This is a genomic window from Yersinia sp. SCPM-O-B-9106 (C-191), from assembly GCF_026183365.1.
In the GTDB taxonomy this organism is placed as follows: Bacteria; Pseudomonadota; Gammaproteobacteria; order Enterobacterales; family Enterobacteriaceae; genus Yersinia; species Yersinia rochesterensis.
Map to the genome: position 1 here is coordinate 4,385,878 of NZ_CP110791.1, position 15,992 is coordinate 4,401,869.

The following is a 15,992-nucleotide window of genomic DNA, read 5'->3' on the forward strand; positions in this document are numbered from 1 at the left end:
ACTGGAGGGTGACATGGCTGCAATGACTTACCATCTGGATGTTGTAAGCGCAGAGAAGAAAATGTTCTCAGGCGTGGTGCAAAAAATTCAGGTGACGGGTAGTGAAGGTGAACTGGGTATATTCCCGGGTCACGCCCCACTGCTCACTGCCATTAAGCCTGGCATGATACGAATCGTTAAGCAGTTCGGTGAGGAAGAGTTTATTTATCTTTCTGGCGGCATCCTTGAGGTGCAACCGAGTGTTGTGATCGTATTGGCTGACACTGCTATTCGCGGAACTGATTTGGATGAAGCTAAGGCGCTGGAATCTAAGCGCAAAGCTGAAGACCATATCAATAATTCCCACGGTGATGTCGACTATGCTCAGGCATCCGCTGAATTGGCGAAGGCGATTGCAAAACTACGTGTAATCGAGCTGACCAGGAAAGCGATGTAATTTTACAGTGGTGGGTTTTTAGTAACCCACTGATATGTAAAATTATTAAATATTCAAAGTTCTTGGGGTTGTCGGTAGTCAGCGAAAATAGCTAACTTCCCGCGACTTCAAATACGAAGAATATAAAGAACGATAGAATGCCAGTCAGTAAAACTGATTGGCATTTTTTTTACTTTTACATGCAATAAAGCTGACTTTCTGTCCCCTTTCGCCTTTGGGCGCTGTCATTTGACCTACCTCTCCCGTATTTAATTAAGCCTACGCTAAACTGAAAGCGTTTCTTTCTGAAAACTCTTGTTTCTTGACGTAAAATAAGTGGTTAATTATCTGAGTCGGTGAGGGGGTTTTGATAAAAATAGGTCAGAAAACGTCGCTGATCGCAGACACTTTCTGCTACATTTTTTTATTACCTGCTCAATTGCTACAGCCCTTTAACCATGCGGGTTGGATACGTTTTTCGCTGAGAAATATGTAGTAATTATTTCTCTAAACAGGTTTACTTCCGTCTATTAATTTGGAGTTATCAGGTTGCTTATGTCTAACAGCTCAATGAGTGTAGTCATCCTTGCCGCAGGTAAGGGGACACGTATGTATTCCGACCTTCCTAAGGTGTTACACCCACTGGCAGGTAAGCCGATGGTTCAGCATGTTATTGATGCTGCCATGAAGTTGGGTGCTCAACATGTTCATCTGGTTTATGGGCACGGCGGTGAGTTATTGAAAAAAACACTGACTGATCCGGCGCTTAACTGGGTACTGCAAGCTGAGCAGTTGGGTACCGGGCATGCGATGCAACAAGCTGCACCCTATTTTTCTGATGATGAAGATATCCTGATGTTGTACGGCGATGTGCCGTTGATCTCTGTTGATACTCTCGAGCGCCTATTGGCAGCTAAGCCAAAAGGGGGTATTGGCTTGTTGACGGTGAAGCTGGATAACCCTAGCGGTTACGGGCGCATTGTGCGTGAGAATGGCGATGTGGTGGGTATTGTTGAACATAAAGATGCCAGCGATGCACAACGCGAGATTAATGAAATCAACACTGGGATATTGGTTGCCAATGGCCGTGATCTAAAACGCTGGCTATCATTGTTGGACAACAATAATGCTCAGGGTGAGTTTTATATCACCGATATTATTGCTCTGGCCCATGCTGATGGTCAGAAGATAGTTGCGGTGCATCCAGCTCGTTTGAGTGAAGTGGAAGGAATCAATAACCGCCTGCAGTTAGCCACTCTTGAGCGCGTCTATCAGTCAGAGCAAGCTGAAAAGTTGTTGTTAGCCGGGGTGATGTTACTGGATCCCGCGCGCTTTGATTTGCGGGGAGAATTAACACATGGCCGTGATATCACAATTGATACCAATGTCATTATTGAAGGCCATGTGGTTTTAGGTGACCGGGTGCGTATTGGTACCGGGTGTGTACTTAAAAACTGTGTCATTGGCGATGATTCAGAAATCAGCCCATACAGTGTGTTGGAAGACTCTCGTTTAGATGCTGGTTGTACTGTTGGGCCATTTGCCCGCTTGCGACCGGGTGCTGAGTTAGCTGAGGGCGCACATGTCGGTAACTTTGTTGAAATCAAAAAAGCCCGCTTAGGTAAAGGTTCTAAAGCCGGACACCTTTCTTATTTAGGCGATGCTGAGATTGGCTCAGGAGTAAATATCGGCGCAGGAACAATCACCTGTAATTATGATGGAGCTAATAAGTTTAAAACTATTATTGGCGATGATGTCTTTGTTGGATCTGATACTCAGCTCGTCGCGCCAGTGACTGTTGCAAACGGCGCGACTATTGCTGCCGGTACTACCGTCACCGGTGATATTGCCGAAAATGAGTTAGTTCTTAGCCGAGTTAAACAGGTTCATGTGCAGGGTTGGCAGCGTCCGGTTAAGAAAAAATAATCTATTAAAACAGTCCCTTCAACGTTCGTTATTCTGCATTGAAGGGATGTTTTGCCCTGTATTTTTGGCATATATATTTCTGCTGAGAGTACAGAACAAAACATAATAATCCCCAACTCTACAGGCTCGGGGAACCCCGGAAAATCCGGAAATTCAGGTCACTGACATCGACAAGGTTCTAAAAGAATCTTAAATAGGAATAAAACAGATGTGTGGAATTGTTGGCGCAGTAGCGCAACGTGATATCGCTGAGATTCTGATCGAAGGTTTACGTCGTCTTGAATATCGTGGCTATGACTCAGCTGGTTTGGCTGTAGTGGATGCTGACAGTAATCTGACTCGTTTACGTCGGGTGGGTAAAGTTCAGGCGCTATCTGATGCGGCCGAAAGCCAAGATTTACATGGCGGAACTGGGATTGCACATACTCGTTGGGCCACTCATGGTGAGCCATCAGAGGCCAATGCGCATCCTCATGTTTCGGACTACATCTCCGTCGTTCATAACGGCATTATTGAAAATCACGAACCTTTACGTGAATTGCTGATTAGCCGTGGCTACCGTTTCAGTTCTGAAACTGATACTGAAGTTATTGCTCATCTGGTGCATTGGGAGCTACAACAGGGCGGTTCATTGCTGGAAGTCGTTCAGCGCGTGATCCCGCAATTGCGTGGCGCTTACGGCACTGTTGTGATGGATAGCCGTGACCCAAGCCGCTTGATAGCAGCACGTTCAGGTAGCCCATTGGTTATTGGCTGTGGTGTGGGTGAAAACTTTATCGCCTCCGACCAACTGGCTTTATTGCCAGTCACCCGTCGCTTTATCTTCCTGGAAGAGGGTGACGTGGTTGAAGTGACTCGCCGTAGCATCGCCATTTTTGATAAGCAGGGTAATGCTATTGAGCGCCCTGAGATCGAATCTCAGGTGCAATATGATGCCGGTGATAAAGGTGTTTACCGCCATTACATGCAGAAAGAAATTTATGAACAGCCAATGGCGATTAAGAACACGCTGGAAGGCCGTTTAAACCACGGGGCGATTGATTTATCTGAGCTTGGCCCTAAGGCTGATGCTTTGCTGGCTGACGTCCAACATATCCAAATCATCGCCTGCGGTACTTCTTACAACTCAGGTATGGTTTCGCGTTATTGGTTTGAATCATTAGCCGGTGTACCTTGCGATGTAGAAATTGCATCCGAGTTCCGCTACCGTAAATCCGCTGTGCGCCCGAATAGCTTGCTTATTACCTTGTCACAATCAGGTGAAACCGCCGATACACTGGCCGCTCTGCGTTTATCCAAAGAGTTAGGATATTTAGGTTCTCTGGCAATTTGTAATGTCGCCGGTTCTTCGCTGGTGCGCGAATCTGATTTAGCCTTGATGACTAAAGCCGGTACCGAGATTGGCGTGGCCTCAACCAAAGCCTTTACCACTCAGTTGACCGTGTTATTGATGCTGGTGGGGCGTATCGGCAAGCTGAAAGGCGCTAATGCCAGTTTAGAGCACGACATTGTTCATGCACTACAGGCTTTGCCAGCGCGTATTGAGCAGATGCTGTCTCTGGATAAAACCATCGAAGCGCTGGCTGAAGGTTTCTCTGATAAGCACAATGCACTGTTCCTTGGCCGTGGCGATCAATATCCGATTGCGATGGAAGGTGCGCTGAAACTGAAAGAGATTTCTTATATTCATGCTGAAGCTTATGCAGCGGGTGAATTGAAGCACGGCCCATTGGCATTGATTGATGCAGATATGCCGGTCATCGTGGTCGCGCCAAATAATGAATTGTTGGAAAAACTGAAATCTAACATTGAAGAAGTGCGCGCCCGTGGCGGTTTGCTGTATGTATTTGCCGATCAAGATGCTGGCTTTACTGATAGCGAAGGCATGAAAATCATTCAGTTACCGCATGTGGAAGAAATTATTGCTCCTATCTTCTACACCGTGCCACTACAATTGCTGGCTTACCATGTCGCGCTGATTAAAGGCACCGATGTGGATCAGCCTCGTAACCTGGCAAAATCAGTGACGGTTGAATAATCCCTGCGGATGATAAAATCGCGATAAATCTAAAAGTCCGGTTGTGCTGTTTAAATAGCATCACCGGACTTTTTTATGATTAGCTTAAATTTCCTGTTAGGCGACGATGAAAATCGCTGCTGCGCATATCCAGCCCTTCAATAGTCACTTCAGCACCGTAACGTTTATAGCGATACTCGATACCATCCAGAGCCGCTACGGTGGAAGCATCCCAAATCTGTGCATGCGTCAGGTCGATGATGACTCGTTTGGGGTCATTGGCATACTCGAAATGCTCGAACAGGTCGTTACTGCTGGCAAAAAATAGTGGGCCGCGTACGGTATAGCGAACACTTTCACCATCGTCACTTAATGTACGTTCTGCGTGAATAACATGGGCTATGCGGCGTGCAAATAGCGCCATGGCAACAATAACTCCGGCCAATACACCGAGCGCGAGATTACTCGTCCAGACAGTAATCACTACAGTTAGCACCATCACCAGTGTTTCTGACCAGGGCATACGTTTAAGGGTTGATGTTTGCAAGCTATGCCAGTTAACCGTTTTTACTGCGACAACCATCATTATGCCCGCGAGTACCACCATAGGGATTTGTGCCAAAATTTTGCTCAGACCTGTCACCAGTAACAGCAGAACCACGGCTGCCGCGAAAGTTGAAACTCGGCTCCGGGCTTTGCCTAACTCAACATTGACGATAGTCTGGCCAATCATGGCACAACCCGCGATGCCACCATAAAAACCGGCGAGAATATTACCAACACCAAGGCCCCATGACTCACGGCGCTTGCTTGATGGGGTATCTGTAATGTCATCTACCAGTTTTGCTGTTAACAGCGACTCCATTAACCCGACAAAAGCGATACTTAACGCTGTAGGCCATACAATGTGGAGTGTTTGCCAATTCAGAGGAACCAGAAGCTGGGTGAATCCTGGCAAGCCGCCACCCATCGGCCCTTCATCGCCGACATTAGGTAGTCGGTAGCCCATCAACAAAGCCACTACAGTGACGACCACGATGGCAATAAGCGGTGAGGGTACGCTTTTAAGTATACGCGGGAGCAGCAAGACAATGAGCAGGGTAATGACAAGCATCCCCCATACCAGGTTCGATTGCCCCCAAACATGGGGTACCTGAGCGAAAAATATCAAGATACCCAATGCATTAACAAAACCGATCATCACAGAGCGCGGGATATAACGCATCATGCGAGATAAACCCGTCATGCCGAACAGGATTTGAACTATCCCTCCCAACACGACCGCTGGCAGTATGTATTCGACGCCATGTATATGAACCATTGGGCCGATGACTAATGCCACTGAACCTGCAGCGGCGGTGACCATTGCGGGTCGCCCTCCGAGAATAGATAGCGTCAAACACAGAACAATAGATGCGACCAAACTTACTTTCGGATCGACGCCAGCAATGACAGAAAATGAGATAACTTCAGGAATGAGCGCCAATGCTGTCATCACTCCGGCTAAACATTCACGTGCCATTAACTTTGGTGATGTGAGAACCTGGGCTACACGCAGTTGATCGCCTAACGCTTCAGCGGTGTTAATGTGATTACTGTTACTCATTTCTTCTGTCTCTTTTCATTATTATTTCTTAGGTAAAACTTACCGGGTGTTGGCAAAATAGCTAAACGCCAAGATCCTAAGCATCACAGCAAAAAACCGATAAAATATTGGCCTAAATGGGCATGAATAGATAATGCGAAAAGCATGAATGCTTTAACAGTACCCGCTCAGAGTCGTTCAGTGCGATGGGGGAATAACTCAAGGTGGCGTAAGATTCATGATGACTTTAGTGACTCGTGGTAATTATAAGGGGGCTTTAGTGAGCAATGATACGATAGGAGGCTAGCCGCGAACACCAATTTCTAATGTCATAAATATGAGTGCCAATTATCCCCTTTTTAACTAAAACCCTTACTTTCTGAGTTTTATATTTAAACTAAAAAAACATTAAAACAAATAAAATCAATGTCTTGTGTTGATTCTTGTTTGCTGTCATATAACTGTAATATTTCATACATTTTTCTGTCATTAAACTGTCCTATTTTCCCTCCTGCACCATACTTAATCTGATGAAAACATTTTATACACTTTGTACTTGAAGTTGCAGGGTTGTTAGCTACGTTCACTCACCCGAATCACTTACACGAGTAAGTTCATCGGGGTTCGCTTGCCGCCTACCAGCAGCACCAAGTTCTTTGGTATAGAGTTAATTCTAATATCCCATTAGGAGGGATTATGAAACTGATGCGTACCACCGTAGCCAGCATTGTGGCAGCGACTTTATCTATGACCACCGTGTCCGCGTTCGCTGCTGCAAGCCTGACGGGTGCAGGTGCGACATTCCCCGCACCGGTGTATGCCAAGTGGGCAGATTCTTATCAGAAAGAAACAGGTAACAAAGTTAACTATCAGGGGATCGGTTCTTCGGGCGGCGTAAAACAAATTATTGCCAATACTGTTGATTTCGGTGCGTCTGATGCGCCATTAACAGATGACAAACTGGCGGCTGAAGGTTTGTTCCAATTTCCAACAGTGATCGGCGGCGTAGTATTGGCCGTGAATATCCCTGGTATTAAATCCGGTGAACTGACATTAGACGGTAAAACACTGGGTGATATTTATCTGGGTAATGTGAAAAAGTGGAATGATCCGGCTATTGTTAAGCTGAACCCAGGCGTTAAATTGCCAGATCAAAATATTGCTGTGGTGCGTCGTGCTGACGGCTCCGGCACTTCATTCGTGTTCACCAGCTACCTGGCTAAAGTGAACGCAGAATGGAAAGAAAAAGTAGGCGCAGGTTCGACGGTTAACTGGCCGACTGGTTTGGGTGGCAAAGGTAACGATGGTATCGCCGCCTTTGTACAGCGCTTACCTGGCTCTATTGGCTATGTAGAATATGCTTACGCCAAACAAAATAGCCTGGCTTACACCAAACTGATTTCTGCGGATGGTAAACCTGTTAGCCCAACAGAACACAGCTTTAGCTCTGCGGCGAAAGGTGTGGACTGGAGCAAAACATTTGCTCAAGACTTAACCAATCAAAAAGGTGATGATGTTTGGCCAATAACATCAACAACTTTCATCTTGGTACATAAAGAGCAGAAAAATGCGGCTAACGGCGTTGAAGTATTGAAGTTCTTTGACTGGGGTTACACAGACGGCGCTAAACAAGCCAACGAGCTGGATTATGCAACATTGCCAGCTGAAGTTGTTGAGCAAGTCCGTGCTGCCTGGAAAACTCAGATTAAAGATAGCAGCGGTAAGCCAATCTTCTGATTGAAGTTCGTTTTACCTGTAATAAGTTATTTATAACATCACCTTATACCCAAAGTAATTGGAGTTGCAGGTAGGCGGCAATTGAGCTAATCCCGATGAGCTGACTTATTTTAAGGTCAAGACCAGTCAGTGATTCGGGTTAGTGAACGCCGCCAACACGCCTGCGGCTTCAAGTACGAGGGGGTATAACACTCAGATGAGAAGAGAGTCTATGGCTGACAAGCCGACAATCAAAGCACCGAGTCAATATGGTGACATCATTTTCAGTGCGCTAGTTAAACTGGCTGCGCTGATTACGCTATTTCTGTTAGGCGGCATTATCGTTTCATTGATTATTGCTTCCTGGCCAAGCATTGAGAAATTTGGTTGGGCTTTCCTGTGGACCAAAGAGTGGGATGCGCCGGCTGAACAGTTTGGTGCATTAGTGCCGATTTACGGCACGGTTGTGACCTCGGTTATTGCCCTACTCATCGCGGTTCCGGTCAGTTTTGGTATTGCTCTGTTTTTAACTGAATTGGCCCCAAACTGGTTAAAACGCCCACTGGGTGTGGCGATTGAATTGTTAGCCGCGATCCCCAGCATTGTTTACGGGATGTGGGGTTTGTTTGTCTTCGCCCCGTTATTTGCCCGCTATTTCCAAGAGCCAGTCGGCAATGTGATGTCCGGCATCCCGATTGTGGGCGTATTGTTCTCTGGCCCGGCTTTTGGTATCGGCATTCTGGCCGCCGGTATCATCTTGGCCATCATGATTATTCCTTACATTGCAGCTGTCATGCGCGATGTCTTCGAACAAACCCCGGTGATGATGAAAGAGTCGGCCTATGGTATTGGCTGCACCACCTGGGAAGTGATTTGGCGCATTGTGCTGCCTTATACCAAAAATGGTGTTATTGGTGGCGTGATGTTGGGTCTGGGCCGTGCGTTGGGTGAAACCATGGCGGTAACCTTTATTATCGGCAACACCTACCAGCTCGACAGTTTCTCGCTGTTTATGCCGGGCAACAGTATTACCTCCGCGTTGGCGAATGAGTTTGCCGAAGCTGAATCTGGCTTACATACCGCCGCGTTGATGGAACTGGGTCTGATCTTATTCGTCATTACCTTTATTGTACTGGCTTTATCTAAGTTAATGGTTTTGCGTCTGGCTAAGAAAGAGGGGCGCTAAGATGGCGACGATGGATATGCAAAGTGATGCGACGCTGATGGAAACCCGCCGTAAAAAGCAGGCATGGCGTCGTCAAAAAAACCGTATTGCTTTATTGCTTTCAATGGCCACCATGGCATTTGGCCTGTTCTGGTTGGTGTGGATTTTGTTCTCCACGGTGACCAAAGGTATCGACGGTATGTCTTTGGCCTTGTTTACCGAGATGACACCGCCGCCCAATACGGCCGGTGGGGGGTTGGCAAACGCCATTGCGGGGAGCGGATTATTAATTCTGTGGGCAACCGTCATTGGCACCCCACTGGGGATTATGGCGGGGATTTATCTGGCGGAATATGGCCGTAAATCCTGGTTGGCGGAAATTACCCGCTTTATAAATGACATTTTATTATCAGCCCCTTCCATTGTTGTCGGCCTGTTTGTTTACACCATAGTGGTTGCCAAGATGGAGCACTTCTCCGGTTGGGCTGGGGTGATTGCGCTGGCGCTGTTACAAATCCCTATTGTCATTCGCACCACTGAAAACATGCTGAAGTTGGTACCGGATAGCTTGCGCGAAGCGGCTTATGCATTGGGAACACCAAAATGGCGCATGATATCGGCCATTACCTTGAAAGCATCTATCTCCGGTATTTTGACGGGTATCTTGTTAGCGGTCGCGCGTATTGCCGGTGAAACCGCGCCTTTGCTGTTCACCTCGCTCTCCAACCAGTTCTGGAGTACCGATCTGAGTCAGCCAATTGCTAACTTACCGGTCACTATCTTTAAGTTTGCCATGAGCCCATTTGCTGAATGGCAACAACTGGCATGGGCTGGGGTGCTTTTGATAACCCTGTGTGTGCTGTTACTGAATATTGTGGCTCGCGTTATTTTTGCTAAGAAAAAGTATTAATCGGCTGAGAAAAGCCCTTAATTAGCAAAGAAAAACCCGATTCGCCAATAAATTCCAAAATGCAGCTACGGCGGCATTGGCTAAAAGAGAGAAGTCTTGATGAGTATGGCTACTGACATCAACAACAGCAAAATTCAGGTTCGCGATCTGAACTTCTACTACGGCAAATTTCATGCGCTGAAGAATATTTCGCTGGATATTGCCAAAAACCAGGTCACAGCATTCATCGGCCCATCAGGCTGCGGTAAATCAACACTGCTGCGTACATTCAATAAAATGTATCAGTTGTATCCGGATCAGCGCGCTGAAGGCGACATCTTGCTGGATGGGCAGAATATCCTGACCGATAAACAAGATATTGCATTGTTGCGGGCAAAAGTTGGCATGGTTTTCCAAAAGCCAACCCCATTCCCAATGTCGATTTACGATAACATCGCCTTTGGTGTGAAACTGTTTGAGAACCTATCTCGCACCGATATGGATGAGCGCGTGCAATGGGCGCTGACCAAAGCGGCTTTGTGGAATGAAACTAAAGATAAGTTGCACCAGAGCGGATACAGTTTGTCGGGAGGCCAGCAGCAGCGCCTATGCATCGCCCGTGGTATCGCGATTCGCCCAGATGTGTTGTTGCTTGATGAGCCTTGCTCGGCACTTGACCCTATCTCGACCGGCCGTATTGAAGAGCTTATCAGCGAGTTGAAGTCTGACTATACGGTGGTGATAGTGACACACAACATGCAGCAAGCGGCTCGCTGCTCAGATCACACGGCATTTATGTATCTGGGCGAGTTAATTGAATTCAGTGATACAGATACGCTGTTTACCGCGCCGCAGCAGAAACAGACGGAAGATTATATCACCGGTCGCTATGGCTGATTTTACTCATAGGGTATACATCAATTTCGCCTATTTACATGTACGGGAAGTATCATGGATAACTTGAATCTTAATAAACATATTTCCGGCCAGTTCAATGCAGAACTTGAACATATCCGCACCCAAGTATTGACCATGGGCGGGCTGGTGGAACAACAATTATCTGACGCGATCACCGCCATGCACAATCAGGACGGCGAGTTGGCAAAACAGGTCATTGCTGGCGATAAAAAGGTCAATATGATGGAAGTGGCCATTGATGAAGCCTGCGTGCGCATCATTGCCAAACGTCAGCCGACGGCGAGTGATTTGCGTCTGGTGATGGCCATCATCAAGACGATTTCTGAGCTAGAGCGCATCGGTGATGTGGCGGATAAAATCTGCCGCACTGCGCTGGAAAAATTCTCTCATCAACACCAACCTTTACTGGTCAGTTTGGAGTCTTTGGGGCGTCATACGGTACAGATGCTGCATGATGTTCTGGATGCCTTTGCCCGGATGGATTTGGATGAAGCTATCCGAATCTATCGCGAAGATAAGAAAGTTGATCAGGAATATGAAGGCATTGTGCGCCAGTTGATGACGTATATGATGGAAGATCCGCGAACTATCCCAAGTGTGCTGACAGCATTGTTTTGCGCCCGTTCGATTGAACGCATTGGCGACCGCTGCCAGAATATCTGCGAATTTATCTTCTACTTTGTTAAAGGTCAGGATTTCCGTCACTTAGGTGGCGATGATTTAGAAAAACTGCTTTCTAATAAAGCTGAAAAGTAACCTGTTTCCCCCAATTAGATTAAGCATTTCTGCTTGATTGGGGGTTATTTTTATAAATTATTTTTTCCCGCCTTTGCTACCTTATTATTAATTTATTAAGCTAATTCACTCTCGTTTTATCTCTGTTTATATTTAATCCCCCATTGATTGACATAATGAAAGTGTGTTTTGTTGCTTTGTGGATGTATATTTAAATGGTTTTATTGTTTAGAGGAAATATAACTTCCCTCATGGGGAAAGTATATTTCCCCTATTATAATATAATGGCGATTTTAATATTTATCTGCATAAGAACATATGATTTTTAATATGCGTTTACATTGGGCGGGATAAGTGAACATACGTCTGTATATGCCAAAGAATGTCGCTCTTAGCCTGCTGTGGGTTGTTTGGGGAGCATGTTTAGTTAGCTATATAGTCTACAATTTATTTTTTTATCTTCTTCTTGCTCCTACTTTATTCCTCATTTTTATTCTGATAAATATTATGTTTAAAAAGAAAGCAAGCAGTCATGACAAGGTGTCTATTATGGCCAACTCTTCTCTACCATCTTCAGCCCCATTATCGGGTTCGCCATCAGACTCCGTGAAGACAAATACGATTATAGCGGTGGGGACAAAATTAAAAGGTAATATTAATCTTGATGGTGACATTCAAATTTATGGTGTTGTCATCGGTGATATTGTCGTCAATGAAGGCACACTAAGATTGATGCGCAGTGGTCATATTGAAGGGAATTTAACCGCCCCTCACATTACGGTTGATGGGCGGATCGAGGGTGTTTGTGTTTCCGATCATTTGGAAATTTTGGAGAATGGTCGGCTAAACGGCATTGTAAAAGGCAGTAATTTCTCTATCAAGAAAGGCGGTGTTTTCATTGGTCAGTCAGAGATTAGCGAAGAGTCTGAAAGCCAGACAAAGACTAAAGTTAAATCCACTACTGCGAATCATCATGAAAAGGTAAAGTCGGAAGAAACACCCAGTTAAATACTATAACTCGGTAGATAACTCTGTTGAGGTTGTTGTTACTCATACACGCTAGAAATGCGGTTTGGCCGGGGATTCACGGCCATAATCGCCCGTTTTCCCCGCCCATGATTTCACTTTTTCTTTCAATATAAGCAAACTTATCCACTGAGATGATTTAGTTATAAATATATCGTTTTATATTATTTCCTGACCTAACGCGGACTTGATAGCTTACGTGTATCGCAACATCTCAATCATCTTAGGAGCTTTCAATGAAGCAATCTCTAACCACCAAAAAAAGCGTTCTGGCACTCACGCTGTTAGCCGGTCTGGCCACACTTTCTGGTGCTGCTCACGCAGATAAGCTGGATGATATTAAACAGGCTGGTGTGGTGCGGATTGCTGTTTTCGATAGCAACCCACCATTTGGTTATATCGACCCACAGACCAAAAAACTGGTGGGATATGATGTCGATGTGGCGAACGCAATCGCGAAAGATTTAGGTGTAAAAGTTGAACTGCGGGCAACTAACCCAGCTAACCGTATTCCGTTACTGGCCTCTAAAAAAGTGGATTTGATTGCTGCCAACTTCACTATTACGGATGACCGCGCCAAGGAAGTGAACTTCAGCTTGCCGTACTTTGCGACGGGTCAGAAATTTATTGCCCATAAAGGTGTGCTGAAAACGCCAGAAGACATCGCTGGGTTGCGTATCGGTGCGGATAAAGGCACGGTACAGGAAATAACCTTACGTGACCGTTATCCAACGGCGAAAGTCATTTCCTATGATGATACTCCGGTAGCATTTACCGCTCTGCGCAATGGTAATGTTCAAGCTATCACTCAGGATGATGCAAAATTAGTTGGGTTGCTGGGCAACCTTTCTGCGGCACAAAAAGCAGATTTTGAAATATCACCATTCAGTATTACTAAAGAATATCAAGGCGTTGGTATTCCTAAAGGGGAAGATCGCTTAACTACTCAAGTGAACGAGACACTGGTTAAACTGGAAAAAGATGGCGAAGCAGCGAAAATTTATGACCGCTGGTTCGGGCCTGAAACCAAAGCAGCTCAACCCCGTGGCGACTTCAAATTTGCACCATTGGATCAACAACCTAAAGCGTAATATATCCTTTGTCCTTGAAGTTGCAGGGGTGTTAGCTGCGCGCACTCACCCGAATCACTTACTTGAGTAAGCTCATCGGGATTTGTTTGCTTGCCGCCTACCTGCAACTCCAATGACTTAGGCTATAACGTTATGACTCATAGGTGTGTAAGAGTAAAAAATGGATTTTATTGTGTGCCCAAAAAAATACTCTATTGAGGCGTCAAACAGAGATAGGCCTAAAATCCTATGAATCTACATCACCTCACTGACTGGTTGCTGGCTCCGCAATATCTCGGCTGGTTATGGAATGGTTTTCTGCTGACGTTGTGGATTTCTGCCTGCACAGTGGTGGCTTCTACGCTATTGGGTTTTTTACTGGCCGCCGCCAGAGACAGCGAACTCAAAGCGTTGCAATGGTTTGCGATTGGTTACAGCATGCTATTTCGTAATACGCCGCTGCTTATCCAGTTGTTCTTTTGGTATTTTGCTGCCAGTCAATTTCTGCCCGCATCCTGGATACCTTGGCTTAACACTCCCCATGAAATCACGGTTTTTGGACTCACTCTCGGCTGGCCTTCTTTTGAGTTTTTGGCCGGTTTCATCGGCTTGACCTTCTATTCCACGGCATTTATTGCGGAAGAGTTGCGCTCGGGGATCAGCGGGGTTGCCAAGGGACAAAAATATGCTGCCCATGCATTGGGGCTGACGGGTTGGCAGTCTATGCGCCATGTTGTGTTGCCGCAGGCGTTGAAAATCGCTATGCCGCCGTTACTCGGCCAATATATGAATATTATTAAAAACTCATCATTAGCGATGGCTATTGGTGTGGCCGAGCTTTCTTATGCTTCCCGCCAGGTTGAAACGGAAACTTTGCGGACATTCCAGGCTTTTGGTGTGGCAACGGTGTTGTATATCGCGATTATTGCGTTGATTGAGGCCTGGGGCATGTGGCGTCAGCAGCGAACCATCGTTAAGGGGCACTGAAATGGATTTTACGATTATTGCCGATAACTGGACTTATCTGTTATGGGGAACATTTCCTGATGGGCCGCTAGGCGGAGCTGCATTAACCTTGTTGATCAGCCTGTTAGCTGGCGTGGCTTCGGCTATTTTAGGTACCGTGTTGGGTGTGGTGCTGGCGATGTCCCGCGGTGCCTGGGCGGGAATATTAGCCGCATTTTTAGGTTTTTTCCGCGCTATTCCCGTGATTATGTTGATTTTTTGGACGTATTTTCTACTGCCGATTGTATTTGGTGTGGATATCCCCGAAATCACTACTGTGGTATGCGCGTTGGCACTGATTGCTTCAGCCTATCTGGCTCATGCGGTGAAAGCGGGAATTGTGGCGATCGGGGCGGGGCAGTGGCAAGCGGGTTTGTCATTGGGCTTCAATCGTTGGCAAGTTTTGTGGTTTGTGGTTTTGCCGCAAGCCTTGCGCATGATGGTGCCATCATTTATTAATCAATGGATTTCTTTGATTAAGGATACCTCGCTGGCTTATATCGTCGGGGTCAATGAACTGACGTTTTTGGCCACTCAAGTTAATAACCGCAGTATGGTTTACCCGATGGAAGTATTTCTGTTCGTGGCATTGGTCTATTTCGTTTTATGTTTGGCACTGGACTTACTGGCAAATGGCCTTAACCGCCGTTTTAGCTCCCAACATGCCATTAATAAGCAAAGCGCCATTAACCGTTCATGGCGCTGGTGGCGAAATAAATCTGTATTACCAGTAAGTTAAGTGCGGGTTATCTGCCAGCCTCTGGCGCGCCATAAATCGGGTAGTTGCCGCATATCATCAAACATGGTGACTAATGGGTGGTGAATCGGCTGATTATGTGGATCGGCGCAGTAATAATATACCGGTATCCCGGCTGCTATTCCGGCATGGGTACCGGCTGCTGAGTCTTCAATCAAAATACAGCGCTCGGCCGCGACCTTCATCTCTTCTGCGGCATGATAAATCAACGCGGGATCAGGCTTCCAACGTTGGATGTCGTAGCCGCTATAGAGCCTTTCTTCAAAGAAAGGCAGTAAGTCGGTCAAGCCCAGAGAGTGCTGCATTTTACTCACCGGCCCATTGGACACCACGCAAATCGGCAATGTTATTTGCTCTAGCAATGTTTTTGCGCCGGCGATAGGTTGTAACTCAGCATCAAATAAGCGAGCAACTTCATCGCGATAGAGTTTCTCCAGCTTTTCTATTGGCTCATCCAGGCCGTTTTCTTTACTCACCAACGCGACGATTTCATTGAGTTTCACGCCCTTAAAACGCTTAATCACCTCTTCCAGCGACAAGTGAATATCATAATGGGCAAACATCACAACATAGGCCTGACAACACAGAACTTCACTGTCGACCAAGGTTCCATCACAATCGAACATGACACATTCAATCTGGTTCACTCAATCCATCCTTTATTATGCCGTTTTAAGTTCATTCCACTTTAACCATCCTGCCCCAGAATGCGATACATAATTACCCTGCTAGCAATATTACTCATATCAACTGAATAAAATTCAATAA

The 15,992-nt window shown here is 46.1% G+C and carries 14 protein-coding genes; 12 read left to right on the forward strand and 2 right to left on the reverse strand.

All coding sequences use genetic code 11. The features are described from left to right. The first annotated feature begins 13 nt into the window (after positions 1 to 13). The 3 genes from OP863_RS19795 to glmS all read left to right on the forward strand — a co-directional run bounded on the left by OP863_RS19795 (position 14) and on the right by glmS (position 4,379). Entirely contained in the window at positions 14 to 436 is a 423-nt protein-coding gene (locus OP863_RS19795; RefSeq protein WP_004393020.1) for a F0F1 ATP synthase subunit epsilon, read from the forward strand. Between the two features lie 534 nt (positions 437 to 970). Continuing rightward, positions 971 to 2,341, forward strand: a complete 1,371-nt coding sequence (gene glmU / locus OP863_RS19800; protein WP_038637742.1) for a bifunctional UDP-N-acetylglucosamine diphosphorylase/glucosamine-1-phosphate N-acetyltransferase GlmU — start codon at positions 971 to 973, stop codon at positions 2,339 to 2,341. A 208-nt stretch (positions 2,342 to 2,549) separates the two neighbouring features. Next, positions 2,550 to 4,379: a glutamine--fructose-6-phosphate transaminase (isomerizing) gene (gene glmS, locus OP863_RS19805; protein ID WP_038637741.1), complete on the forward strand. Its 1,830-nt coding sequence runs from the start codon at positions 2,550 to 2,552 to the stop codon at positions 4,377 to 4,379. A 79-nt stretch (positions 4,380 to 4,458) separates the two neighbouring features. On the opposite strand, the gene OP863_RS19810 is transcribed toward glmS, so the two are convergent. Further along, positions 4,459 to 5,964 carry a SulP family inorganic anion transporter gene (locus OP863_RS19810; protein WP_038637738.1) on the reverse strand — a complete coding sequence of 502 codons (1,506 nt, stop codon included), beginning with the start codon at positions 5,962 to 5,964 and terminating at the stop codon, positions 4,459 to 4,461. A 675-nt stretch (positions 5,965 to 6,639) separates the two neighbouring features. Here OP863_RS19810 and pstS point away from each other — a divergent pair. The 9 genes from pstS to OP863_RS19855 all read left to right on the forward strand — a co-directional run bounded on the left by pstS (position 6,640) and on the right by OP863_RS19855 (position 15,206). Beyond that, complete coding sequence (gene pstS, locus OP863_RS19815; protein ID WP_038637735.1) at positions 6,640 to 7,680, forward strand: phosphate ABC transporter substrate-binding protein PstS; 1,041 nt, start codon at positions 6,640 to 6,642, stop codon at positions 7,678 to 7,680. 211 nt (positions 7,681 to 7,891) lie between these two features. Continuing rightward, positions 7,892 to 8,845, forward strand: coding sequence for a phosphate ABC transporter permease PstC (gene pstC / locus OP863_RS19820; RefSeq protein ID WP_038637732.1), 954 nt, complete (start codon positions 7,892 to 7,894; stop codon positions 8,843 to 8,845). 1 nt (position 8,846) lies between these two features. Next, positions 8,847 to 9,734 carry a phosphate ABC transporter permease PstA gene (pstA, locus tag OP863_RS19825; protein WP_038637729.1) on the forward strand — a complete coding sequence of 296 codons (888 nt, stop codon included), beginning with the start codon at positions 8,847 to 8,849 and terminating at the stop codon, positions 9,732 to 9,734. A 99-nt stretch (positions 9,735 to 9,833) separates the two neighbouring features. Next, positions 9,834 to 10,610: a phosphate ABC transporter ATP-binding protein PstB gene (pstB, locus tag OP863_RS19830; protein WP_038637726.1), complete on the forward strand. Its 777-nt coding sequence runs from the start codon at positions 9,834 to 9,836 to the stop codon at positions 10,608 to 10,610. A 54-nt stretch (positions 10,611 to 10,664) separates the two neighbouring features. Continuing rightward, positions 10,665 to 11,387 carry a phosphate signaling complex protein PhoU gene (gene phoU / locus OP863_RS19835; protein ID WP_038637723.1) on the forward strand — a complete coding sequence of 241 codons (723 nt, stop codon included), beginning with the start codon at positions 10,665 to 10,667 and terminating at the stop codon, positions 11,385 to 11,387. 378 nt (positions 11,388 to 11,765) lie between these two features. After that, positions 11,766 to 12,374 (forward strand): bactofilin family protein, encoded by a 609-nt coding sequence (locus OP863_RS19840; RefSeq protein ID WP_235895059.1) that lies wholly within the window; start codon positions 11,766 to 11,768, stop codon positions 12,372 to 12,374. Between the two features lie 254 nt (positions 12,375 to 12,628). Next, positions 12,629 to 13,483 (forward strand): ABC transporter substrate-binding protein, encoded by an 855-nt coding sequence (locus OP863_RS19845; protein WP_145589371.1) that lies wholly within the window; start codon positions 12,629 to 12,631, stop codon positions 13,481 to 13,483. Positions 13,484 to 13,711: 228 nt separating this feature from the next. Further along, positions 13,712 to 14,449: an amino acid ABC transporter permease gene (locus OP863_RS19850; RefSeq protein WP_038637717.1), complete on the forward strand. Its 738-nt coding sequence runs from the start codon at positions 13,712 to 13,714 to the stop codon at positions 14,447 to 14,449. 1 nt (position 14,450) lies between these two features. Continuing rightward, positions 14,451 to 15,206 carry an amino acid ABC transporter permease gene (locus OP863_RS19855; RefSeq protein ID WP_038637714.1) on the forward strand — a complete coding sequence of 252 codons (756 nt, stop codon included), beginning with the start codon at positions 14,451 to 14,453 and terminating at the stop codon, positions 15,204 to 15,206. Here OP863_RS19855 and yieH read toward each other — a convergent pair. Further along, positions 15,203 to 15,871 carry a 6-phosphogluconate phosphatase gene (gene yieH, locus OP863_RS19860; RefSeq protein ID WP_050291908.1) on the reverse strand — a complete coding sequence of 223 codons (669 nt, stop codon included), beginning with the start codon at positions 15,869 to 15,871 and terminating at the stop codon, positions 15,203 to 15,205. The genes OP863_RS19855 and yieH overlap by 4 nt on opposite strands. Positions 15,872 to 15,992: the final 121 nt, after the last annotated feature.

Coding starts and splice junctions, on each gene's coding strand:
- OP863_RS19855 (WP_038637714.1), top strand. CDS start 14,451: ATGGATTTTACGATTATTGCCGATAACTGGACTTATCTGTTATGGGGA.
- OP863_RS19850 (WP_038637717.1), top strand. CDS start 13,712: ATGAATCTACATCACCTCACTGACTGGTTGCTGGCTCCGCAATATCTC.
- glmS (WP_038637741.1), top strand. CDS start 2,550: ATGTGTGGAATTGTTGGCGCAGTAGCGCAACGTGATATCGCTGAGATT.
- glmU (WP_038637742.1), top strand. CDS start 971: ATGTCTAACAGCTCAATGAGTGTAGTCATCCTTGCCGCAGGTAAGGGG.
- pstB (WP_038637726.1), top strand. CDS start 9,834: ATGAGTATGGCTACTGACATCAACAACAGCAAAATTCAGGTTCGCGAT.
- pstC (WP_038637732.1), top strand. CDS start 7,892: ATGGCTGACAAGCCGACAATCAAAGCACCGAGTCAATATGGTGACATC.
- pstS (WP_038637735.1), top strand. CDS start 6,640: ATGAAACTGATGCGTACCACCGTAGCCAGCATTGTGGCAGCGACTTTA.
- pstA (WP_038637729.1), top strand. CDS start 8,847: ATGGCGACGATGGATATGCAAAGTGATGCGACGCTGATGGAAACCCGC.
- OP863_RS19845 (WP_145589371.1), top strand. CDS start 12,629: ATGAAGCAATCTCTAACCACCAAAAAAAGCGTTCTGGCACTCACGCTG.
- phoU (WP_038637723.1), top strand. CDS start 10,665: ATGGATAACTTGAATCTTAATAAACATATTTCCGGCCAGTTCAATGCA.
- OP863_RS19795 (WP_004393020.1), top strand. CDS start 14: ATGGCTGCAATGACTTACCATCTGGATGTTGTAAGCGCAGAGAAGAAA.
- OP863_RS19810 (WP_038637738.1), bottom strand. CDS start 5,964: ATGAGTAACAGTAATCACATTAACACCGCTGAAGCGTTAGGCGATCAA.